The organism is Candidatus Planktophila versatilis, from assembly GCF_002288345.1.
Classification (GTDB): domain Bacteria; phylum Actinomycetota; class Actinomycetes; order Nanopelagicales; family Nanopelagicaceae; genus Planktophila; species Planktophila versatilis_A.
In genome coordinates, this window is the sequence record NZ_CP016781.1 from 1,034,260 (window position 1) to 1,055,606 (window position 21,347).

Below are 21,347 nucleotides of genomic sequence, written 5' to 3' on the forward strand. Positions count from 1 at the left end.
TACTTAGCGAGGAATTTCTACCTCATCAAGACGTACTGCTTCTCCTGATCCGTGCTGATCAAATGGAGTGAAGTCGTACTCGTCGTAGGCGGCATAGACCGCTGCCTTCGCTTCTTCAGTAGGTTCAACGCGGATATTGCGGTAACGGGCAAGGCCTGTTCCTGCAGGGATCAACTTACCGATGATGACGTTCTCCTTCAGACCCAAGAGCGGATCTGACTTCTCAGAAAGTGCTGCATCAGTTAGTACGCGAGTTGTTTCCTGGAATGAAGCCGCTGACAACCATGACTCAGTTGCAAGGGAAGCCTTGGTAATACCCATAAGTTCTGGGCGACCAGATGCAGCCTTAGCACCAGTTGTCACAACGCGACGGTTTTCAGCTTCAAAGCGACCGCGTTCAACGAGTTCACCTGGAAGCATTTCAGTATCGCCTGCTTCAAGCACGGTAATGCGCTTGAGCATCTGGCGAACAATTACTTCGATGTGCTTATCGTGAATGCCTACGCCCTGTGAGCGATAAACAGATTGGATCTCGTTCACCAAGTGAACTTGAGTTGCACGTGGTCCGAGGATACGAAGTACCTGCTTTGGATCAATTGCGCCGACGACCATCTTCTGGCCAACTTCAACGCGTGTTCCTTCTTCTACAAGTAGCTTCTGACGGCGTGTGATTGGGTAAGCAACTTCTTCGCCACCATCATCTGGTGTCACGATGATCTTCTTACCCTTTGCATCTTCTCGGAATGAGACAACGCCAGCAGCTTCAGCGATTGGCGCAACACCTTTAGGTGTACGCGCTTCGAAGAGCTCGACGATACGTGGAAGACCGTGAGTGATGTCATCACCAGCAACACCACCGGTGTGGAAGGTACGCATTGTGAGCTGCGTTCCTGGTTCACCGATTGACTGCGCTGCGATAATTCCGACTGCTTCACCGACTGCAACGAGTTGACCGGCAGCAAGGGAGCGACCGTAGCAAGCTGCGCACTGTCCGACCTTGCTATCGCAAGTAAGAACTGAGCGAATCTTTACTTCATCTACTCCTGCAGCAACGAGTGCGTCAATGTTGCGATCGCCAAGGTCGGCACCGGCTTGGGCAATGACTTCACCGTTGACAGTAATGTCTTCAGCCAATGTGCGGCCATAGACAGAAGTTTCAACGTGATCATGCTTAACCAGGCTGCCAGCTTCAATGCGAGTAGCGATTGGAAGTACGAGACCACGATCGGTTCCGCAATCTTCTTCGCGAATGATTACATCTTGGGCAACATCGCAAAGACGACGTGTGAGGTAACCAGAGTCAGCGGTACGAAGCGCCGTATCTGCTAGACCCTTACGAGCACCGTGGGTTGAGATGAAGTACTCGAGAACAGAGAGGCCTTCACGGAAGTTGGACTTAATTGGGCGAGGAATAATTTCACCCTTTGGGTTCGCAACGAGTCCGCGCATACCTGCGATCTGACGAATCTGCATCATATTTCCACGAGCACCTGAGAAGACCATCATCCAGACCGGGTTCAGACGAGGGAAGTTCTCTTCCATCTCTTTACCAACTTCAGCTGTTGCCTTGGTCCAGATCTCAATGAGTTCCTGGCGACGCTCGTCATCTGTGATGAGTCCCTTTTCGTACTGTGATTGAACCTTGTCGGCTTGTGTTTCATAGCTTTCTAGGATTTCACGCTTACGAGGAGGTGTGACAACATCTTCGATACCGATTGTTACACCAGCGCGAGTTGCCCAGTGGAAACCGAGTGACTTAAGCGCATCGAGTGTCTGTGCCACGGTGACCTTTGGATAGAACTCAGCCAGCTTGTCGACGATCGCGCCGAGTGCTTTCTTAGTTACATCGTGATCAACGAATGGGAATTGCTCAGGTAGCGCCTCATTAAAGAGGGCGCGGCCGATTGTGGTCTCAAGAGTTTCTCCCTTAACGCGAATCTTTACCTTTGCTTGCAATGAAACTGAGTGCTGATCATGAGCCATGATCGCTTCCGCGATTGAGCCAAATGCACGGCCTTCGCCAAGTACGCCTTCGCGCTCCATTGTTAAGTAGTAGAGACCAAGAACCATGTCCTGTGTAGGAGATGTAATTGGGCGTCCATTTGCTGGTGACAAGATGTTATTTGATGACAACATCAAGATACGTGCTTCAGCCTGAGCTTCAGCAGATAATGGAAGGTGGACAGCCATCTGGTCACCGTCGAAGTCAGCGTTAAATGCTGTACATACGAGTGGGTGAATCTGAATTGCCTTACCTTCAACCAACTGTGGTTCAAATGCCTGGATACCTAAACGGTGAAGTGTAGGAGCGCGGTTCAGGAGCACTGGATGTTCTGCAATAACTTCTTCAAGAACATCCCATACAACTGGACGAGCACGTTCAACCATGCGCTTTGCAGATTTAATGTTCTGCGCGTGGTTAAGGTCTACCAGACGCTTCATTACGAATGGTTTGAAGAGTTCTAGCGCCATCTGCTTTGGCAGACCGCACTGGTGCAACTTCAACTGTGGACCAACAACGATTACCGAACGACCTGAGTAGTCAACGCGCTTTCCGAGCAAGTTCTGACGGAAACGTCCCTGCTTACCCTTAAGCATGTCTGACAGTGACTTCAGTGCGCGGTTTCCTGGACCAGTAACTGGACGACCACGACGACCGTTATCGAACAACGCATCCACAGCTTCCTGCAACATACGCTTTTCGTTGTTCACAATAATTTCTGGAGCACCAAGATCAGCAAGGCGCTTCAAACGATTGTTACGGTTAATAACGCGGCGATAGAGATCATTCAGATCTGAAGTCGCAAAGCGTCCACCATCTAGCTGAACCATTGGGCGCAGATCAGGTGGGATAACCGGTACGGCATCGAGAACCATTGATGCTGGGTGGTTGCTCGTTGTCATAAATGCGTTAACAACCTTCAGACGCTTGATAGCACGAGTCTTCTTCGCGCCCTTGCCGTTCTCGGAAAGGTCAGTGAGCATGGCATGCTCTGTCTCAAGGTCGAAAGTTTCCAGGCGCTTCTTAATTGCAGCAGCACCCATATCTCCCTTGAAATACATGCCGTAGCGATCACGCATTTCGCGGTAAAGATTCTCATCACCTTCGAGATCTTGAACCTTGAGGTTCTTAAAGCGTGACCAGACATCTTCTAGGCGGGTGAGTTCGCGCTCTGCGCGTTCACGGATTGCCTTGAGCTCGCGCTCTGCAGATTCACGAACCTTGCGCTTCACATCTGACTTCGCATCTTCGGCTTCGAGTTCAGCAATATCTGCCTCGAGCTTCTTGGTGCGGGTGTCGACATCAACATCGCGCTTTGTTTCGATCTTCTTGCGATCATTGGCCAACTTCTTCTCAAGCTGTGGCATATCTTCTTCACGAGCTTCAGCATCAACTTCTGTGATCATGTAAGCAGCGAAATAGATAACCTTCTCAAGATCCTTAGGTGCAAGGTCAAGTAGGTAGCCAAGGCGTGATGGAACACCCTTGAAGTACCAGATGTGAGTAACAGGAGCGGCAAGCTCGATGTGACCCATACGTTCGCGGCGAACCTTTGCGCGTGTTACTTCAACACCGCAACGCTCGCAGATGATTCCCTTGAATCGAACCCGCTTGTACTTACCGCAATAACATTCCCAGTCACGAGTTGGTCCGAAGATCTTCTCGTCGAAGAGTCCGTCCTTCTCGGGCTTGAGTGTGCGGTAGTTGATTGTCTCTGGCTTCTTTACTTCGCCAAAAGACCAATCACGAATATTTTGAGCCGATGCAAGACCGATTCGTAGTTCATCAAAGAAGTTGACATCTAACATGTTTGATTCGCTCCTTAAATTTCTTCTACTGAGCTTGGCTCAACTCGTGACAAGTTGATACCTAGTTCTTCGGCGGCACGGAAAATCTCTTCATCGTTATCGCGCATTTCAATTGCGACACCTTCAGAAGAGAGGACTTCGACATTGAGGCAGAGTGATTGCATTTCCTTGATAAGCACCTTAAATGATTCTGGGATGCCTGGTTCTGGAATGTTCTCACCCTTCACAATAGCTTCGTAAACCTTGACGCGTCCGAGAACATCGTCAGATTTAATAGTGAGCAACTCTTGGAGTGTGTATGCGGCGCCGTAAGCTTCAAGTGCCCACACTTCCATTTCACCAAATCGCTGACCACCGAATTGAGCCTTACCACCGAGTGGTTGCTGAGTGATCATTGAGTATGGACCAGTTGAACGTGCGTGAATCTTGTCATCGACCAAGTGGTGCAGCTTCAAGATATACATATATCCAACTGAAATTGGAGTTGGGTATGGCTCGCCAGAACGACCGTCAAAGAGACGGGCTTTGCCGGAACGACCAATAAGTTGATTGCCATCGCGGTTTGCAAGTGTTGATGAAAGCAGACCTGAGATTTCATCTTCAAGTGCACCATCGAATACCGGTGTTGCCAGGTTTGTTCCTGGTGCTCCCTTTTCGGCGCCGATCTCCTTAAGGTGATCTGCCCATGCTTCAGAGACTCCGGAAACATCCCAACCTGTCTTTGCAACCCAACCGAGGTGCATTTCAAGAACCTGTCCGACGTTCATACGTCCTGGAACACCAAGTGGGTTCAAGACAACATCAACTGGAGTTCCATCTTCAAGGAATGGCATATCTTCAACTGGAAGAATCTTTGAGATAACACCCTTGTTACCGTGGCGACCAGCAAGCTTGTCACCATCTTGAATCTTGCGCTTCTGCGCAACATAAACGCGAACCAATTGGTTAACGCCAGCTGCAAGCTCGAAGCCTTCTTCTGATTCAAAGATCTTTACGCCGATAACTTTTCCTGATTCACCGTGTGGAACCTTAAGAGATGTATCGCGCACTTCGCGAGCCTTCTCACCAAAGATTGCACGAAGTAGACGCTCTTCTGGTGTGAGTTCAGTTTCTCCCTTAGGAGTTACCTTTCCAACCAAGATATCTCCTGGCACAACATCGGCGCCAACGCGGATGATTCCGCGCTCATCGAGATCTGCCAGAACTTCTTCAGAGACGTTAGGGATATCGCGTGTGATTTCTTCCGCACCAAGCTTGGTATCGCGGGCATCGACTTCATACTCTTCAATGTGAATTGAGGTAAGTACATCGTCTTGCACTAGACGCTGAGAAAGAATGATCGCATCTTCGTAGTTGTGACCTTCCCATGACATAAATGCCACGAGTAGGTTCTTACCAAGAGCCATTTCACCGTTTTCGGTACATGGACCATCGGCGATTACTGAACCAGCTTCAAGCTTCTGACCTTCAGTTACTACAACCTTCTGGTTGTAAGAAGTTCCTTGGTTAGAACGGGTGAACTTAGCTAGTGAATACGTTTGGTAGGTACCGTCATCGCCCATGACCTTAACTTCGTCAGCAGCAACTTCAGTAACTACGCCAGCCTTTGTTGCCATGACAACGTCACCGGCATCGACAGCTGCGCGGAATTCCATACCAGTACCGATAAATGGTGCTTCTGCACGCATCAAAGGAACTGACTGACGCATCATGTTAGAACCCATGAGTGCGCGGTTTGCATCATCGTGCTCGAGGAACGGAATCATTGCTGTTGCAACAGAAACCATCTGACGTGGTGAAACGTCCATGTAATCCACTTCATCGGCGATGATGTATTCAACTTCGCCACCGCGACGACGTACAAGTACGCGTGCTTCTGCGAAGTGATTGTCATCTGTAAGTGGCGCATTTGCCTGAGCGATGATGTGCTCGTCTTCTTCATCAGCTGTGAGGTAGTCAACCTGATCGGTGACCTTGCCCTTCACAACTTTGCGATAAGGAGTTTCGATAAAACCGAACGCGGTAACGCGACCATATGTTGCAAGGGAACCGATAAGACCGATGTTTGGTCCTTCTGGAGTTTCGATTGGGCACATACGTCCGTAGTGAGATGGGTGAACGTCACGCACTTCAAAGCCGGCACGATCACGTGAGAGACCACCGGGCCCGAGGGCTGAAAGACGACGCTTGTGTGTGAGACCTGAAAGTGGGTTTGTCTGATCCATGAACTGTGACAATTGAGATGTTCCGAAGAACTCCTTGATCGATGCAACAACCGGACGGATGTTGATCAAAGTCTGAGGAGTAATAGCTTCCACATCTTGGGTTGTCATACGTTCGCGAACAACACGTTCCATACGTGAGAGTCCGATACGTACTTGGTTCTGAATGAGCTCGCCTACTGTGCGAAGACGACGGTTACCGAAGTGATCGATATCGTCTTTCTCCACGCGAACTTCGCGGCCGTAATCCATTGTGAGATCTCCGCGGTGCAGCGCTACCAGGTAGCGAAGTGTTGCGACGATATCTGAAATGGTGAGCATGCTCTGGGAAAGCTCAAGGTCAAGACCGAGCTTCTTATTAACCTTAAAGCGACCGACCTTAGCCAAGTCATAACGCTTAGGGTTGAAGTAGAGGTTTTCAATAAGGTTCTGTGCAGCTTCCTTAGTTGGAGGCTCACCTGGACGCATCTTGCGATAGATATCAAGGAGTGCTTCATCCTGTGTCTTAACAGTGTCCTTATCAAGAGTTGCCATCATGGAAGCGAAGTCACCAAATTCTTCACGAATTTGTTCATCGGTCCAACCAAGGGCCTTAAGGAATACTGTGACAGATTGCTTACGCTTGCGGTCGATACGAACGCCAACGAGATCCTTCTTATCAACTTCAAATTCAAGCCAAGCACCGCGGCTAGGAATAATCTTTGAAGTAAATACATCTTTATCTGAAGTCTTTTCAATCTGACGTTCGAAGTACACGCCAGGTGAGCGAACAATCTGTGAAACAACTACACGCTCGGTTCCGTTAATAACGAATGTTCCGCGCGGTGTCATTACTGGGAAGTCACCCATGAAGACTGTCTGAGACTTAATTTCGCCGGTCTCGTTATTTGTAAATTCTGCAGTCACAAAGAGTGGCTGCGCATATGTCATGTCGCGCTCTTTGCAATCAGCAATTGAATGCTTAGGTGGCTCGAAGCGATGGTCACGGAATGAAAGTGACATCGTTCCTTGGAAATCTTCGATTGGTGAAATCTCTTCAAAGATTTCTTCCAAGCCGGACTTCGAAGGAAGTTCTCCTCGATTTGTGTTAGTTGATTGCGCAAGACGTGCACGCCATAGATCGTTTCCTAGTAACCAGTCAACGCTTTCAACTTGCAGCGCGAGCAGATTAGGAACTTCTAGCGGTTCACGGATCTTTGCGAACGAAATACGACGGGGGGCAGTTGAACTCTTTTTCGCGGCCAAGAGATGTCCTTCCAGACAAAATTCACTTTTATGTGGACACGCACAATTAGAAGGTCGCCGCCGCTATATGCAAAGACCTCTAGAAAAATATGCGAAGGGGAAGAGTAACTCCTCACCCCCCGTTGGGGCAAACCGAGTGCTTATACCCCCAAATCCCCCCGCTTGTCTGCCCTTTGGGGATAAAAAAACCCGGCTCCACGAGGGAACCGGGCTTTTTAGTTAAGAATTTACTTAACAGTGACCGTTGCGCCAGCTGCCTCGAGGGCTGCCTTTGCCTTATCTGCTGTCTCCTTATTTACCTTCTCAAGGAGGGTTGCTGGAGTTGCATCAACTAGATCTTTTGCTTCCTTAAGACCAAGTGCTGAGTTCAGGTTACGTACTTCCTTGATAACAGCAATCTTCTGTCCGCCTGCTGCTTCAAGGATGACTGTGAATTCATCTTGTGCTTCTGCTGCGCCGCCACCTGCTGCTGCGCCGCCACCTGCAGCTGCAACTGGTGCTGCTGCTGTTACATCGAACTCTGTTTCAAATGCCTTGACGAACTCTGAGAGTTCAACAAGTGACATTTCCTTGAACTGAGTCATTAAATCTGCTTGTGAGAGCTTTGCCATTTTCTATTGTCCTTTTCTTTATTCCGCTGGAGTTTCTGCTGCATCTGTTGCTTCTGCAGCAACTTCAGCGACAACTTCTTCTGTTACAACTGCTTCAGCAACTGGTGCCTCGGCTGGAGCTTCTGCAGCTGGTGCCGCTTCTGCTACTGGAGCTGCTGCTGCAGCTGGTGCTGCAGCTGGTGCTGCAGCTTCCATCTTGATGCGAAGTGCATCGAAAGTACGCGCTGCTTTAGCAAGCGAGCCCTTCATAGCACCAGCGAGCTTTGCAAGAAGTACTTCGCGAGACTCGAGGTCTGCGAGCTTCATGATCTCTGCTGTTGTAACAAACTTTCCTTCGTAGATTCCGCCCTTAATGATTAAAAGTGGGTTCTCTTTCTGGAAGTTCTTCAGGTTACGAGCTGCATCGATTGCATCGCCCTTAATGAATGCAACAGCTGATGGGCCAGCAAGGAGATCATCAGAGATCTCAACGCCAGCATTCTTTGCTGCAATCTTGGTAAGAGTGTTCTTTACGACGCTGTACTTGGTATCTGAACCAAGGCTGCGGCGTAGCGCCTTCATCGAAGTCACGGTCAGACCGCGATATTCGGTGAGGTAAGTCGCTGTGGCTGACTTGAAATCTTCAGTCAGTTCAGCAACTGCTGCTGCTTTATCTGGGCGAGCCATTCGGTTCACCTTTCGCTAGTTGTTCAAGGTGACTGCAGGCAATAAAAAAATCCGTGACGCGTAAATGCGCACGGATTAATGTGAACACCTACGCGGGCTGAGATTCCTCAATTATCTTGAGCTCTTGCGAACTTAAGACCTGCGGTCTTTGGTTATGGGTAAATCTTAAGCAGGGGATTGGAACTGGTCAAATCCCCTGCCTAATAGAGCTAGTTAGCTGATGGCTCGCGTGTGAGGTTTGGATCTACCGCGATTCCAGGTCCCATCGATGATGAGACAACAGCCTTGGCGATGTAGCGACCCTTTGATGAGTTTGGCTTCACGCGAAGAACTTCTTCCAGGGCAGCGGCATAGTTATCTGCGAGTTGATCTGCAGTAAATGATGCCTTGCCGATGATGAAGTGGAGGTTTGAGTTCTTATCAACGCGGAATTCAATCTTTCCACCCTTGATGTCATTAACAGCCTTAGTGACATCTGTTGTCACTGTTCCTGTCTTTGGGTTTGGCATGAGGCCACGTGTTCCAAGAACTTTACCGAGACGACCAACCTTGGCCATCAAATCTGGTGTTGCAACAACTGCATCGAAATCTAGGCGACCCTTTGATACTTCATCAATGAGTTCATCGCCACCGACGATATCGGCGCCAGCTGCACGTGCTTCTTCGGCACGCTCTCCGTTAGCAAATACCAAAACGCGTGCTGTCTTTCCTGTGCCGTGTGGCAAGTTAACAGTTGAGCGAATTGCTTGGTCAGCCTTCTTTGGATCCACGCCAAGAACGAGTGCAACTTCAATAGTTGAGTCGTACTTAGTGGTTGTTGTCTCTTTCGCAAGTGTGACTGCTTGAAGAGGTGTGTAGAGGTGGTCTTTGATGACCTTCGCTGCTACTTCGGTGTACTTCTTTGAGCGCTTCATATCTTCCTTCTTTCTTGTATCGCTACAAGTTTTCGGTTGTGGTTAGCGAACCAGCGCGGTTCTCCCACATCTTTGTGCCACTGTGACACAAAGAAATTTACTTATGAGACTGTGATTCCCATTGAACGGGCAGTGCCGGCGATGATCTTTGCAGCGGCATCGATATCGTTGGCATTGAGGTCAGCCATCTTTGTTGTTGCTATCTCCTTGACCTGAGCCATGGTGATATTTGCAACCTTAGTCTTGTGCGGAATAGCAGATCCCTTTTCAACGCCAGCTGCCTTAAGAATGAGGCGGGATGCTGGTGGTGTCTTGGTGATGAAGTCGAATGAGCGATCCTCATAGACGGTGATTTCAACCGGAATGATCTGGCCCTTTTGTGATTCAGTCGCAGCGTTATATGCCTTGACGAACTCCATGATGTTGACACCATGCTGACCAAGTGCCGGACCTACTGGTGGTGCAGGTGTTGCTGCGCCAGCTTGGATCTGCAACTTGATGAATCCGGTGACTTTCTTCTTTGGTGCCATTTCGCTTCTCTTTTCCTATTCGTATTTTCGTAAAGTTCGTTAGAGCTTTTGTACCTGGGTAAATGAAAGTTCTACTGGGGTCTCGCGACCGAAGATAGAGACCAATACCTTGAGCTTTGCCTGCTCTGGCATGATCTCGGAAATTGATGCTGGAAGTGTGGCAAATGGGCCATCCATTACGGTGACTGATTCTCCTACTTCGAAATCAATAAATTTAATATCTGCTTTATCGGCAGCTTTCTTTGGACGTGGTGCAAGAATCTTCTCGACCTCACCCATGCTCAGTGGACTTGGGTTGTGCGCGTTACCAACGAAGCCTGTGACTCCAGGAGTATTACGAACGACTGACCAAGATTCATCAGTGAGATCCATGCGAACAAGGACGTAGCCAGGATAGATATTGCGCTTAACCATCTTGCGCGCACCATTCTTAACTTCCATTACCTCTTCTTCTGGAACTTCAATCTGGAAGATGTACTCCTCCATGTTCAGGGTGTGAATACGGTTGGCAAGGTTGCCCTTTACCTTCTTCTCATATCCAGCATAAGAGTGGATTACATACCAATCACCGATTGCGGCGCGCAGTGTGCGGCGGAACTCGGCATTGGGATCATTCTCATCAGATTCAATATCGCCATCTTCATCACTTGCCAGCGCCAAGTCTGAGGTTGACTGGTCAGATGTTGACTGGTCATCGATTGCTTCAGAAATTGGCTCGGCTACAACCTCAGCAACAGGGGTTGCAAGATCATCAGCGTTGGCAGCAAGGGCTGCCTCAAAGGCATCTGGCGCCGGAGTATTAGAAGTAATCTCTTCAGTCATCTCGCTCAATTCCTTATCCGAATACCCAGAAGACAACTTTGGTAAGAACAAAGTCGATAACTGAAACGACAGCAATAATAAAAGTTACGAAGACGAGCACCACGGCGGTGTAGGTGGTCAACATATTTCGGGTTGGCCAAACAACCTTCTTCAGCTCTGAAAGAACTTGGCGGTAGAAAAGTCCAACGCGCGCAAAAATCCCGAGCTTCTCCTCGGTAACTTCAACTGCATCAGTCATGATCTTCCTTCTCTTTCATCGTTCATTCGGTTCATTCGGTGTAAAACATCTTGCAGGGCAGGAGGGACTCGAACCCCCAACCGGCCGCTTTGGAGACGGCAACTCTAGCCAATTGAGCTACTGCCCTTCGCGACGAATTTTCAGGCGCGCCAAGGCGAGGAAGAAAATCATCGTGAGCGTCGAAGTGTAAGGGCAGGGGGCGGCTGGAGTAAAACTGGCTAATTCTGAGGTGGCCAGTACCACCATTTCTGAGCGTGCCAGAGATGCGGGCCATGGTGCAGACTTCGCGTATGAGCAGAATCTCCGCACGAATTTCAGCTATCGCAGAGTCAGCCACATTGGCAGTAGATGCAAAAGCGAAAGCACTCAAAGCAGCAGGTAGACCAGTCATTGGATTCGGAGCTGGTGAACCAGATTTCCCAACAGCTGATTACATTATCGAAGCAGCAGCTGCTGCAACCAAAGTCGGCGCAAATCATCGCTACACACCCACACCTGGCCTTGCCGAACTACGCGAAGCAATTGTGGCAAAAACTAAGCGCGACTCACACTATGACATTACCGTCGATCAAGTTCTTGTTACCAACGGTGGCAAGCAAGCGGTCTATCAAGCATTTGCCACAATTATTGATCCAGGTGATGAAGTCATTTTACCTTCACCATTTTGGACAACCTATCCAGAAGCAATCAAGCTTGCTGGTGGAAAGAGCGTTGAAGTATTTGCAGATGAATCACAAAACTATTTAGTGACAGTTGAACAGTTAGAAGCGGCCCGAACACCAAAGACTAAGGCTTTACTGTTCTGCTCTCCTTCTAATCCAACTGGTTCGGTCTATTCACCTGAGCAAGTGAAAGCAATTGGTGAATGGGCTGTGAAGAACAATGTGTGGGTCATCTCAGATGAGATCTATGAGCACCTGCTCTATGACGGTGCCAAAGCGCCATCACTTCCAGTGTTGGTTCCAGCACTTGCTGATACCTGCATCATCATCAACGGCGTTGCCAAGACCTATGCCATGACTGGTTGGCGCGTGGGTTGGATGATCGGACCGAAAGATGCCATCAAAGCAGCAACAAATCTGCAGTCTCATCTGACATCAAATGTTTCCAATGTTTCACAGCGCGCAGCGATTGCCGCAGTTTCTGGAAACCTTGATGAAGTACACAAAATGGGTGAAGCCTTTAACCGTCGCCGCAAATTAATTGTTGGCCTTCTCAATGAGATTCCTGGCTTTGATTGCCCAACACCACAGGGTGCTTTCTATGTGTATCCATCAGTAAAAGGTGCACTGGGTAAAACCATTCGTGGCAAGGTTGCAAATACATCTGCCGAACTAGCCACAATCATCTTAGAAGAAGTTGAAGTTGCTGCCGTTCCAGGAGAAGCTTTCGGGCCTTCGGGATACTTGCGATTCTCCTATGCCACCAGCGATGAAGATATCGTTGAAGGTATTGGGCGGATCAAGAAGTTACTTACAGAGTAACTCCAACTAAATTAACTTCCGTCTCTAAGGTAATACCAAACTTCTCATAGACCTTCTCTTTGGCAACGTGTGCCAGCTCGAGAATATCGTTGGCAGTTGCATTACCCGCATTGGTAAGTGCCAGCACGTGCTTGGTCGAAACTCTTGCGCCACCGTGTGCATCACCTTTATGTATCCCTGAGTTTTCAATCAGCCAGGCCGCACTTGTTTTCACACGGCCATCAGATGTTGGCCATTTGGGGGCATCCGCTGGAAGTTTTGCTGCAACTTCTGCAGAGACAATTGGGTTGGTAAAAAATGAACCGGCAGACCAGGAATCGCGATCTGTTTTATTGAGCAGCATTCCCTTCATAGCGCGCAGCTCTAATACCGCTTTACGGGTTTCCGCTACCGGTGCTTTCTCGCCCACCTCAATTCCTAATTTTGTGGCAAGTTCAGAGTAAGTAATCGGTGTGGTGATTTCACCTTGGCGCAGATTGAACTGCACATCAAGAATGACATAGCGCCCAGGATGAGATTTGAAGTGAGAGTTACGATATTCAAATTCGCACTCAAGGTTGGTGAAAGTCTTAATTTCTTTCTTCTGGCGATCATAGGTGCGCACCCGAGTGATGAACTCTGAAACCTCATGTCCATAGGCACCAATATTTTGAATAGGCGCCGCTCCCACACTGCCTGGAATTCCACTCAAGGTTTCCAGGCCGGCAAAGCCACGTTCCAGTGTGGTCTTCACAAAATCATCCCAATTTTCGCCAGCACCAATGATCAGTGTTGCACCGCTACATGCATCAATTTCAGATTGCAGCGAATGATTCACAATTCGAATAACAGTGCCTTCAAAGCCAGTATCTGAAACTAAAATATTTGTTCCACTACCAATAATAAGTATTGGGGAATCGCCAGCGGTTTCAATGGCAGAAATGATCTCTGCTTCAGTGCCTACTTCGACAAACTTTTTGGCAGGCCCGCCTACGCGTAGTGATGTGTAATCGCGTAAATCGGCCATGTGCTTAGGCTACCTGCGCGGACTCAATATCGCAGTCTTGCCTCTGAAGCGCTCAAGAATGCGGTCGTAATTCTTCTTCGATTGCACTTCGCGATATTCAGGCTCGCTGTCGTGATATCCATGATGGCGACCTTGTTCAAGGGGTAGCTCCATCTGCAGCAAGCGGCCATTTCCATGACGAAGAGCGAGCGAGAATTCAATATCTGCATTGCGATAGAAAAGTGCGCGATTGCTAAATCCACGCACGGCCAAAGCATCCTCACGATGCATTGCCATGAAGTAGCTAAAAAGAACATCTACTTCGCCGGCGCCTTTATCTTCAGTACTGCGCCAATCATCTTCCAGATTTACTAGTCCCCCGCGCCAGCCGACAGCAACAAATTCTCTTTTTTGTAGTTCAGCAAGCACTGGCGTAATTGCATCGCCGGTGAAGGTCGTCGATGGATCCATGATGATAATAAATTCACTTGTCACATTACGCAGGAGCGCATTGGCATTCTCACCCCAGCCAAAGTTTTCATTGACTTGAACCAGTGATGTTCGTGAATCCAACTGATCACCGAGAATTCCAGGATCGCCAATTACCAGGATGGCAATCGCGCATTGGCTATGGGCCTTAATCGATTCAATACAAGTCGCTGCATCCTCGTGGAATCCTTCGACAATGATTGCCACTGTGATCTCGAATTTGCCTGAATTAATCGGGCGGATATCGCGAGTGGATTCATATACTGGAAAACGCTTCTTAGGACGCAGTTCATATCCCCCAGCGCTATCAACAACTTCAAAACCGGCAGCTGCAATCTCATCGCGCAGTTGATCAGAGCGGGCAAAGTTTTTCTCAGCGCGAGCAGCTAATCGGGCCTTGGCTAACTCGTGTACCGAATCGGGTGCACTCACTTTCGCACCACTGCTTTCGCCATTCCAAGTACTTTCACGCCAGCAGAAGTTGCACTTAAGGTCAGGGAAATCTTTCCATCGACTACTTCACTCACCGTTGCACTGACGGTGAGGTCTACGTTTTCACCTGCAGGAATGATGACTGGCTTGGTAAAGCGAGCACCGAATTCCAGAACGTTGGCGGCGCCCCCGGCAAAGTCAGAGATGTACTTACCCACCAGTGCCATGGTGAGCATGCCGTGGGCAATGACGTTAGGAAGTCCCACAGATACTGCGAACTCTTCATTTTGGTGAATAGGGTTCTGATCACCTGAGGCATCGGCATAGCTTTTGAGCATCGCGCGATTAATAGAGAAGACTTGTTCTGGCAACACTGTGCCCACTTCCATCATGCGCGCACCACCAATGTAGACCAGGCAGAAATCACAAGGGCGCCTTGGCGATGTAGATCAGAGCGAACAGTGACAATTTCATTTCCAGCAGCGACTCGGTAGCTTTCAATAGTTGCAGCGCAGGTAAGTCCATCGCCGGCCTTTACCGGTGAAAATATTTCAAACTTCTGATCACCATGCACCAGGCGTGACCAATCAAGGCCAATCTCTGGTTGGGTGAGGATTTCTTCAAATTGAGTCAGTGTGATGCGGATAGAAAATGTAGGGGGAGCAATCGTTGTATCTGTTTCGCCAATAACAGCACAGAAGGCATCGATTTCAGATTGAGCAATTGTTATTACATCTGTACCGGCGAAGGTGCGCCCGACCGAATCGGGGTTGAGCATTAGCGGGTTTCGCGGTGAAGAGTTGAAGACTTGCAACGTGGACAGAACTTCTTCAGTTCCATGCGGTCTGGATCGTTGCGGCGGTTCTTCTTGGTGATGTAGTTACGCTCTTTGCAATCCACGCATGCCATGGTGATTTTTGGACGTACGTCCGCGCTCTTACTTGCCATGGTCTTAACTCCTTCGTAGATGTTGCACTAAGCGGAGCTCAGATTACCCGAGCAACCTTCATTGGTGAAATCCGTGCGTATTTCGCACTTGATTATTAGTAGCGGAGGCGGGATTTGAACCCACGACACAGCGATTATGAGCCGCTTGCTCTACCAAGCTGAGCTACCCCGCCAAGGGCGTGCATATTAAATTGTTGTTCGAGCCCCCCACCGGAATCGAACCGGTGACCTTTTCCTTACCATGGAAACACTCTACCGACTGAGCTAGGGGGGCAATGGTAGAGAGTGAAGTCTAGGGCTTAAGGCCTAAAGTGAAAAATTGCCGTGGCAATTGAGTTAATTACAGGAGCAGCGATCCTCGATGGCGACTCCGATTAAGGCGTCCTCCACATGCTCCCCGCAGCCTTCCCATGTTGGCTTTGCGCATTTGGTGCACTGAACTTTGCTACACATATTTCCTCCTAGAAGTACTTTCTGAAAAACTTTCTAATCTTATTCCTTATCGTAGAAGTTTGCTGCATGGGCGAAAGCTTGAGCACTCGGTCCTTGGCTGGCTCATCAGGAGTGATGACATCTGTGATGGCAGGAGAGTTCTGATCAAGTGAATCTGCAATTCTGCCGATATTGGCAACGATAGAGAGCCCGCGGACAATCTGATCTTGGTCAACATCATCTCCATCTTCAATCAGTGTTCCGGCAAGAACTGAGCCCGCCTCTCGTGCATCATCTGTCGGTGAAGAGGCATCATCATTGATGTCATCTGGGACCTCAACGTGGGCAGAGATTGCATAGCTTGCAGCCGATAGCGCCACTGCAATTTGTTTCTGGGTTGAATCTGCAATTCCACCTTCTACCGCGGAATCAAAGAGCGTTCGCGCAATCATGCGCACCTGCACCAAGGTGTGCTCGGCGGCAATTCCCTCAATGTAGATATCTTCGGCTTCATCTTTTTCAGCAGTAGGAAACCATCTCGCATGACTTCGAGCTTCCACTGATTGCGCGCGGATAGCTGGAACTTCTTCCACTAAAAGTCGCGCACGTGCCAACCAACTGCCGGCATCCTTTTGGGTGTAACCGGCGGCAACACCTTCTGACATTTCGGCAAGGAGGGCTGCGGCTTTTGTGCTCACATTTCTGATCTGGATTTGGGCACGCCCCACCGGAGTATTGGGATGTGAAAAGTAGGAGAAGAGAATTGCGATCGCGGCACCGATGAGAGTTGATCCCAGTCTGTGAACGGCAGTGCTCTGCGAAATTCCTGGTCCAATAACAATCAGTGCTGTTACTGGCACGTTCACCGAAGCAACTTCACCAAGATGCAGGGCTCTTGCAATGACGGCGCAGAAAATAATTGTTGTGGCAACTGCGATAAAGCCAAAGTTAAAGACACTGACGGTAAAGAGTGCGATACCTGCACCCACAGCCGTTCCAACAATTTGGCCAAAACCTTCGCGCATAGATTTATGCAGAGAGATGCGGATACTCAAGGTGCAGACGATGGCGGCTACCACCCCACCATCTTCGATGAGTAGATCTCCCACAAACCAAGAAACACCACCTGCTAAACCGGCAACAAGAATCTGGCGAACCCAGTTCTTCCGGTTCTTAAAGAGGTTAACTATTTTTCTAATCATTAAGGAGGAGTTTACGCCCAACCAACCCCTTTATGATTAATCCATGCCCGGCCACGTGACTGATAGCACCCAGATTCGCAACCTAATCAAAGAATCAAGAACGATTGCGATTGTGGGAGTTTCCGATAAGCCTGAGCGACCAAGTAATGGTGTGGCCAAATACTTACTCGAACACTCGCATTACACAGTCTTTCTTGTGAACCCGATGCTAGAGACAGCACTTGGAGTAAAGGTTTATCACTCACTCGGTGAGATCCCTGAACACATCGACTTAGTTGATGTCTTTAGAAAACCTAGTGACTGCCTAGAAGTTCTTGCAGATGCAATCGCAGTTGGCGCAGATGCAATCTGGCTTCAGCTCGGAATTACTAGCCCAGAAGTTTTAGAGGCAGGAACTGCAGCTGGAATGAATGTGGTGATGGATCGGTGCCTGAAGGTTGATTACAGTAATTTCTTCTAGTCCCGGGCAATAGGACTAGTTACTTTTCTCCTGGAGCACTAGTGATACTGAATTAATACACCAACGCTCATCAGTTGGAACGTCATAGCCTTCACCTGAAAATACGTGCCCAAGGTGTGAATCACACTTGGCACAACGCACCTCTGTGCGAATACGTGGTGCTAGTGAACGGTCCTCAATCAGAGTCACTGCATCATCTGCAGTCGGTGCATAAAAAGATGGCCAGCCACATCCGGAATGAAATTTAGTCTCAGATGTAAAGAGAATGTTGTCGCAGACTTTGCAGAGATAACTACCGATTGTGTCGGTGTCGGTGTATTCACCGGTAAATGCTCGCTCTGTGGCACCTTCACGAAGTACGGCATAAGACAGCGGATCAAGGCGAGCCTTGAGTTCGTCCTCATTAATTGGTTTCATCTCAGAGCTCCTCCACCAGCGTTGTGGAGAGAAAAATACCCGAGCCCATCGGAATTGGGTAATCAGAAAGATTTATCCATTGAACTGAAAAAGGACACGGATGACAAATATGTTGCGGGCATCTATACCTGCACCTACCCTTAGACATGGCCAACAAGGGTGGTAATTGTGAAGTATAAGTCCGTTAAGAGATTGCTCACCAACGATGAGTCTCTGATTCCAACAAATTTCATCGATAAGCTCGAAGATCTCTTGCATGGGTTTCTTGGAATAGTTCTATTCGGCATCTCTATCCTGGCTGCCGGATACACCTTGCAACGCCTCATCGAGACCAGACCATTCTTCCCACTTGGAATGATTCAGGGAATTAATGACATTTTATTTGTTGTCATCATTCTTGAGATCATGCGCACCGTCATTGTGCGATTTACAGACGGAATTTTCCAACTTGAAAACTTCCTCATTATCGGAGTTATCGCAGCTGTCCGACACATCCTGACAGTTGGTGCATCACTTACGATGCAAGAAGAAAAAACAGATCAGTACTTCAATCGTGCTCTCATTGAAATGGGTGTTAATACTGGAATTGTTCTAGCCCTTGTCTTTGGCCTATTTCTAGCACGAGCAGCACGCAAGCCAGATAAGAACCGATAAGACTCCCTTTTCTACAACCGACCAGCCTGGTGCACTCGCTTGAGGAATTCTTGCGTCTTTGGGTTCTGCGGGTTATGCAGGACTTGCTCCGCACTTCCACGTTCAATGACGTTACCTGATTCAAGGAAGCAGACTTCATCAGCTACCTGGGTTGCAAAACCCATTTCATGTGTGGCAAGGACCATCGTCATGCCATCACTTTTTAGATCACGCACAGCAGAGAGAACTTCATTTACTAAGACCGGATCAAGGGCTGAAGTGACCTCATCAAGAAGAAGTAACCGTGGGTTTACGGCAAGTGAGCGAATGATTGCTACTCGCTGTTGCTGTCCCCCGCTTAAGCGATCTGGATATTGATCTGCCTTATCGGCTAAATCAAATCTCTTCAGTAGCTGTGTGGCATGAGTATTGGCCTCATCCTTGCTCTTGCCATGGACTTTGATCGGCGAAAGTGTGATGTTCTCTAAGACTGTTTTGTGTGGGAATAAGTTAAAGGATTGAAAAACCATTCCCAAGCGGCGGCGAACTTCATCAACATCCATCAGTGGGTCTGAAATCTCTTGCCCATCAAGAAAAATCTGTCCATCATCGATTGATTCCAGCAGATTGATGCAGCGCAAGAGCGTTGATTTACCTGAGCCAGAGGCGCCAATAAGCACGGTGGCGGTGTGCTCTGGGACCAAAAGTGATAAATCCTGTAGCACAACTTCTGCGCCAAATGACTTTCGAACATTTACCAGCTCTAATACATTACTCATTAAATTGCACCTTCAGAGTTCTGCGCACTGGTGCGTTGCCTGATGGCTCTATCTGTATAACGAGTCATCGGGATAGTGATGAGCAAGAACAAGATGGCGGCAACAACATATGGCGTGTAGTTAAAGGTACGGCTTGCATTAATTTGCGCTGCGCGCACAGCGTCAGTCACACCGAGAATCGAGACTAAACCGGTGTCTTTGAGCAGTGAGACGAAATCATTGAGTAGCGGTGGCACAACCCGACGTATTGCCTGAGGTAAGACAACAAAACGCATCGTCTGCCCGGAAGTTAATCCGAGGGAACGAGCTGCTGCCCGCTGGCTTGGGTGAATAGATAAAATTCCACTTCGAATAACTTCGGCAACATAGGCGGAATAGGTAAGCACCACAGCCACAGTTCCTAAGAAAATTACATTACTTGATACGCCAGTAAGGCCTAAGGCTGGAACACCAAAGCCCACCAGCAAGATAATCAAAATTAGCGGTGCACCTCGGAAGATATCAACGTATGCGGTAGCTAAGAATCTAAAGGGAGTAAGCGCTGGTGATTTTGTGGTTCGCAGCAGCGCCAGACCGAGTGCGATGACACCGATTGCCGCCCCACCAATAAAAGTTAACTGTAAGTTGATCCAAAGCCCGCGAAGGACAGTGGGAAAGACTTCCCGGCCATAATCAATATCAAAAAAAGTTGCCTTAACAGTTTCCCAGCCTGGTGAAGTCACAAGAATTGTGGCGAGTGTGCCGAGCACAAAAATAGAGGAAGCCGCAGCAATAGCTGCTTGCCTGCGGCTTATTGATTGGCGAGATTTACGACGCTCTAATTCACGTGAGCTTGGCGACCAAGCAGAGTTTTGCTTCTCTGACATGGTCGCCAAACTACCGTGTTTACTGCTGAGTTTCTATTAAGGCTTTAATACAGGAGCGCCAGCATCAGTTGCTAGCCACTGATCTGTAATTGCGGCCAGTGTTCCATCAGCGGTAATGGCATCAACTGCGCCAGTAACGCAAGATGTGAGCTTGCTGCCCTTTGAAAGCAAGAGACCGAACTGATCGCCTGCACCAGTTGATGGAAGTTGTCCAACGATCAGTCCGTTTGGAACTTCAACACCTGATAGATAGAAGGCAGTTGGAAGATCTACCACGAGACCATCAATCTGCTTGTTCTTCAGTGCTGACACACCAGCTGCGTTGTCGTTAAACACCTGTGGCTTGATGCCAATCTGATTCTCGACCGCATCAAGTGAGGTTGTTCCCACAGCTGCGCCAAGCTTGGCGTCCTTAAGCTCTGCAAGTGAAGTCTTTCCTTCAATCTTGCTTCCCTTAAATGAAACGATTGCTTGTGGGGCGGTGTAATAAGGTGAAGAGAAATCAACAGCCTTCTTGCGATCATCAGTGATTGAGAATTGCTGCAAGTTGAAGTCAAACTTCTTCTCTCCTGGTGTTACAGCTGAATCAAATGTGGTGCGCACCCATTCGACATCTGCAGCATCAAAGCCAAGCTGCTTAGCAACTGCATAAGCAACTGCGCCTTCAAAACCTTCACCGGATTCTGGCTTGTCATCGATAACCCATGGGTAGTAAGCAGGCTCGCCAGTTGCGATTGTGAGCTTACCTTCAGTGATTGTTGCTAGATCTGCCTTTTCACATGATGCAGCTTGTGATGATGAAGATTCTCCAGACCCACATCCTGTGAGTGTGAGAGCTGCTGCGATTACAGCTACAGCGAAAATTCCAAAACGTTTTTGCACGTTAACTCCTTAAGATTATTGTGAAATGAATACTGGGCAACAGTATTAACCGAGTCCATAAATGTCGACCCGCAAATCAACCGCAGGAGGCCCAGGAAAGCAAAAACGCCCCTCGTTATGAAGGGCGTAACTGGTGGCGGGTGAAGGATTTGAACCTTCGAAGGCAGAGCCGGGGGATTTACAGTCCCCTCCCATTGGCCGCTCGGGCAACCCGCCAGGGTCATACAAGTCTTACGGCGCTTTGGTAGTGCGAGCGGCAAACGATACCTTAGGCGCTGGA

21 protein-coding genes and 4 tRNA genes are annotated in these 21,347 nt (G+C 48.7%); 3 read left to right on the top strand and 22 right to left on the bottom strand.

Annotated elements, in window-relative coordinates:
- Positions 1-3: 3 nt before the first annotated feature.
- The 9 genes from A1sIIB142_RS05355 to A1sIIB142_RS05395 all read right to left on the bottom strand — a co-directional run bounded on the left by A1sIIB142_RS05355 (position 4) and on the right by A1sIIB142_RS05395 (position 11,185).
- Positions 4-3,810, bottom strand: a complete 3,807-nt coding sequence (locus tag A1sIIB142_RS05355) for a DNA-directed RNA polymerase subunit beta' (protein ID WP_095693937.1) — start codon at positions 3,808-3,810, stop codon at positions 4-6.
- A 14-nt stretch (positions 3,811-3,824) separates the two neighbouring features.
- A complete protein-coding gene (gene rpoB / locus A1sIIB142_RS05360; RefSeq protein WP_223299183.1) occupies positions 3,825-7,277 on the bottom strand; it encodes a DNA-directed RNA polymerase subunit beta in 3,453 nt (1,150 codons plus the stop codon).
- 227 nt (positions 7,278-7,504) lie between these two features.
- A complete protein-coding gene (gene rplL / locus A1sIIB142_RS05365) occupies positions 7,505-7,888 on the bottom strand; it encodes a 50S ribosomal protein L7/L12 (RefSeq protein WP_095675232.1) in 384 nt (127 codons plus the stop codon).
- A gap of 18 nt (positions 7,889-7,906) precedes the next feature.
- Positions 7,907-8,554, bottom strand: coding sequence for a 50S ribosomal protein L10 (gene rplJ / locus A1sIIB142_RS05370; protein WP_095693939.1), 648 nt, complete (start codon positions 8,552-8,554; stop codon positions 7,907-7,909).
- Positions 8,555-8,763: 209 nt separating this feature from the next.
- Positions 8,764-9,468, bottom strand: coding sequence for a 50S ribosomal protein L1 (rplA, locus tag A1sIIB142_RS05375; RefSeq protein ID WP_095675234.1), 705 nt, complete (start codon positions 9,466-9,468; stop codon positions 8,764-8,766).
- Between the two features lie 101 nt (positions 9,469-9,569).
- Positions 9,570-9,998, bottom strand: coding sequence for a 50S ribosomal protein L11 (gene rplK, locus A1sIIB142_RS05380; RefSeq protein WP_095675235.1), 429 nt, complete (start codon positions 9,996-9,998; stop codon positions 9,570-9,572).
- A gap of 39 nt (positions 9,999-10,037) precedes the next feature.
- Positions 10,038-10,820: a transcription termination/antitermination protein NusG gene (nusG, locus tag A1sIIB142_RS05385; RefSeq protein ID WP_095693940.1), complete on the bottom strand. Its 783-nt coding sequence runs from the start codon at positions 10,818-10,820 to the stop codon at positions 10,038-10,040.
- A 13-nt stretch (positions 10,821-10,833) separates the two neighbouring features.
- A complete protein-coding gene (gene secE, locus A1sIIB142_RS05390; RefSeq protein WP_095685000.1) occupies positions 10,834-11,058 on the bottom strand; it encodes a preprotein translocase subunit SecE in 225 nt (74 codons plus the stop codon).
- A gap of 53 nt (positions 11,059-11,111) precedes the next feature.
- Positions 11,112-11,185 (bottom strand) — tRNA-Trp (locus A1sIIB142_RS05395).
- 163 nt (positions 11,186-11,348) lie between these two features.
- Between A1sIIB142_RS05395 and A1sIIB142_RS05400 the strand changes: the two genes are divergently transcribed.
- On the top strand, positions 11,349-12,542 hold the full coding sequence (locus A1sIIB142_RS05400; RefSeq protein WP_095694162.1) for a pyridoxal phosphate-dependent aminotransferase: 1,194 nt from the start codon (positions 11,349-11,351) through the stop codon (positions 12,540-12,542).
- Here A1sIIB142_RS05400 and A1sIIB142_RS05405 read toward each other — a convergent pair.
- The 8 genes from A1sIIB142_RS05405 to A1sIIB142_RS05440 form a co-directional block, all read right to left on the bottom strand.
- Entirely contained in the window at positions 12,532-13,548 is a 1,017-nt protein-coding gene (locus A1sIIB142_RS05405) for a UDP-N-acetylmuramate dehydrogenase (protein WP_095693941.1), read from the bottom strand. The genes A1sIIB142_RS05400 and A1sIIB142_RS05405 overlap by 11 nt on opposite strands.
- A gap of 9 nt (positions 13,549-13,557) precedes the next feature.
- Positions 13,558-14,448 (bottom strand): glycosyltransferase family 2 protein, encoded by an 891-nt coding sequence (locus A1sIIB142_RS05410; RefSeq protein WP_190283253.1) that lies wholly within the window; start codon positions 14,446-14,448, stop codon positions 13,558-13,560.
- The gene (locus tag A1sIIB142_RS05415; protein WP_095693942.1) at positions 14,445-14,840 is read right to left on the bottom strand and encodes a MaoC/PaaZ C-terminal domain-containing protein; all 396 of its coding nucleotides are present in this window, start codon (positions 14,838-14,840) and stop codon (positions 14,445-14,447) included. Before A1sIIB142_RS05415 ends, A1sIIB142_RS05410 begins: the two co-directional genes overlap by 4 nt.
- Positions 14,837-15,226, bottom strand: coding sequence for an FAS1-like dehydratase domain-containing protein (locus tag A1sIIB142_RS05420; protein WP_095685003.1), 390 nt, complete (start codon positions 15,224-15,226; stop codon positions 14,837-14,839). The genes A1sIIB142_RS05415 and A1sIIB142_RS05420 overlap by 4 nt, the downstream gene beginning before the upstream one ends.
- The gene (gene rpmG / locus A1sIIB142_RS05425) at positions 15,226-15,396 is read right to left on the bottom strand and encodes a 50S ribosomal protein L33 (protein WP_017955317.1); all 171 of its coding nucleotides are present in this window, start codon (positions 15,394-15,396) and stop codon (positions 15,226-15,228) included. The genes A1sIIB142_RS05420 and rpmG overlap by 1 nt, the downstream gene beginning before the upstream one ends.
- Positions 15,397-15,495: 99 nt before the next feature.
- Positions 15,496-15,569 (bottom strand) — tRNA-Met (locus A1sIIB142_RS05430).
- Positions 15,570-15,597: 28 nt separating this feature from the next.
- Positions 15,598-15,670, bottom strand: a tRNA-Thr gene (locus A1sIIB142_RS05435).
- A gap of 187 nt (positions 15,671-15,857) precedes the next feature.
- Entirely contained in the window at positions 15,858-17,030 is a 1,173-nt protein-coding gene (locus tag A1sIIB142_RS05440) for an FUSC family protein (RefSeq protein ID WP_095693943.1), read from the bottom strand.
- Between the two features lie 43 nt (positions 17,031-17,073).
- On the opposite strand from A1sIIB142_RS05440, the gene A1sIIB142_RS05445 reads away from it, so the two are divergent.
- Positions 17,074-17,490, top strand: coding sequence for a CoA-binding protein (locus A1sIIB142_RS05445; RefSeq protein WP_095693944.1), 417 nt, complete (start codon positions 17,074-17,076; stop codon positions 17,488-17,490).
- 15 nt (positions 17,491-17,505) lie between these two features.
- Here A1sIIB142_RS05445 and msrB read toward each other — a convergent pair whose 3' ends face one another.
- On the bottom strand, positions 17,506-17,907 hold the full coding sequence (gene msrB, locus A1sIIB142_RS05450; RefSeq protein ID WP_095693945.1) for a peptide-methionine (R)-S-oxide reductase MsrB: 402 nt from the start codon (positions 17,905-17,907) through the stop codon (positions 17,506-17,508).
- A 168-nt stretch (positions 17,908-18,075) separates the two neighbouring features.
- Between msrB and A1sIIB142_RS05455 the strand changes: the two genes are divergently transcribed.
- Entirely contained in the window at positions 18,076-18,561 is a 486-nt protein-coding gene (locus A1sIIB142_RS05455) for a phosphate-starvation-inducible PsiE family protein (protein ID WP_095693946.1), read from the top strand.
- 11 nt (positions 18,562-18,572) lie between these two features.
- On the opposite strand, the gene A1sIIB142_RS05460 is transcribed toward A1sIIB142_RS05455, so the two are convergent.
- From A1sIIB142_RS05460 to A1sIIB142_RS05475, 4 genes are all read right to left on the bottom strand, one after another.
- Positions 18,573-19,319 (bottom strand): amino acid ABC transporter ATP-binding protein, encoded by a 747-nt coding sequence (locus tag A1sIIB142_RS05460; protein ID WP_095693947.1) that lies wholly within the window; start codon positions 19,317-19,319, stop codon positions 18,573-18,575.
- Positions 19,319-20,185 carry an amino acid ABC transporter permease gene (locus A1sIIB142_RS05465; protein WP_095693948.1) on the bottom strand — a complete coding sequence of 289 codons (867 nt, stop codon included), beginning with the start codon at positions 20,183-20,185 and terminating at the stop codon, positions 19,319-19,321. The genes A1sIIB142_RS05460 and A1sIIB142_RS05465 overlap by 1 nt, the downstream gene beginning before the upstream one ends.
- A 36-nt stretch (positions 20,186-20,221) precedes the next feature.
- Positions 20,222-21,067 (bottom strand): ABC transporter substrate-binding protein, encoded by an 846-nt coding sequence (locus A1sIIB142_RS05470; RefSeq protein WP_095693949.1) that lies wholly within the window; start codon positions 21,065-21,067, stop codon positions 20,222-20,224.
- Between the two features lie 131 nt (positions 21,068-21,198).
- A tRNA-Tyr gene (locus A1sIIB142_RS05475) sits at positions 21,199-21,283 on the bottom strand.
- Positions 21,284-21,347 lie beyond the last annotated feature (64 nt).

Excerpts from the sequence above, each read along its gene's own strand:
- A1sIIB142_RS05355 (WP_095693937.1), bottom strand. The coding sequence starts at position 3,810 with ATGTTAGATGTCAACTTCTTTGATGAACTACGAATCGGTCTTGCATCG.
- rplL (WP_095675232.1), bottom strand. The coding sequence starts at position 7,888 with ATGGCAAAGCTCTCACAAGCAGATTTAATGACTCAGTTCAAGGAAATG.
- rplJ (WP_095693939.1), bottom strand. The coding sequence starts at position 8,554 with ATGGCTCGCCCAGATAAAGCAGCAGCAGTTGCTGAACTGACTGAAGAT.
- rplA (WP_095675234.1), bottom strand. The coding sequence starts at position 9,468 with ATGAAGCGCTCAAAGAAGTACACCGAAGTAGCAGCGAAGGTCATCAAA.
- rplK (WP_095675235.1), bottom strand. The coding sequence starts at position 9,998 with ATGGCACCAAAGAAGAAAGTCACCGGATTCATCAAGTTGCAGATCCAA.
- nusG (WP_095693940.1), bottom strand. The coding sequence starts at position 10,820 with ATGACTGAAGAGATTACTTCTAATACTCCGGCGCCAGATGCCTTTGAG.
- secE (WP_095685000.1), bottom strand. The coding sequence starts at position 11,058 with ATGACTGATGCAGTTGAAGTTACCGAGGAGAAGCTCGGGATTTTTGCG.
- A1sIIB142_RS05400 (WP_095694162.1), top strand. The coding sequence starts at position 11,349 with ATGAGCAGAATCTCCGCACGAATTTCAGCTATCGCAGAGTCAGCCACA.
- A1sIIB142_RS05405 (WP_095693941.1), bottom strand. The coding sequence starts at position 13,548 with ATGGCCGATTTACGCGATTACACATCACTACGCGTAGGCGGGCCTGCC.
- A1sIIB142_RS05415 (WP_095693942.1), bottom strand. The coding sequence starts at position 14,840 with ATGATGGAAGTGGGCACAGTGTTGCCAGAACAAGTCTTCTCTATTAAT.
- A1sIIB142_RS05420 (WP_095685003.1), bottom strand. The coding sequence starts at position 15,226 with ATGCTCAACCCCGATTCGGTCGGGCGCACCTTCGCCGGTACAGATGTA.
- rpmG (WP_017955317.1), bottom strand. The coding sequence starts at position 15,396 with ATGGCAAGTAAGAGCGCGGACGTACGTCCAAAAATCACCATGGCATGC.
- A1sIIB142_RS05440 (WP_095693943.1), bottom strand. The coding sequence starts at position 17,030 with ATGATTAGAAAAATAGTTAACCTCTTTAAGAACCGGAAGAACTGGGTT.
- A1sIIB142_RS05445 (WP_095693944.1), top strand. The coding sequence starts at position 17,074 with ATGCCCGGCCACGTGACTGATAGCACCCAGATTCGCAACCTAATCAAA.
- msrB (WP_095693945.1), bottom strand. The coding sequence starts at position 17,907 with ATGAAACCAATTAATGAGGACGAACTCAAGGCTCGCCTTGATCCGCTG.
- A1sIIB142_RS05460 (WP_095693947.1), bottom strand. The coding sequence starts at position 19,319 with ATGAGTAATGTATTAGAGCTGGTAAATGTTCGAAAGTCATTTGGCGCA.
- A1sIIB142_RS05465 (WP_095693948.1), bottom strand. The coding sequence starts at position 20,185 with ATGTCAGAGAAGCAAAACTCTGCTTGGTCGCCAAGCTCACGTGAATTA.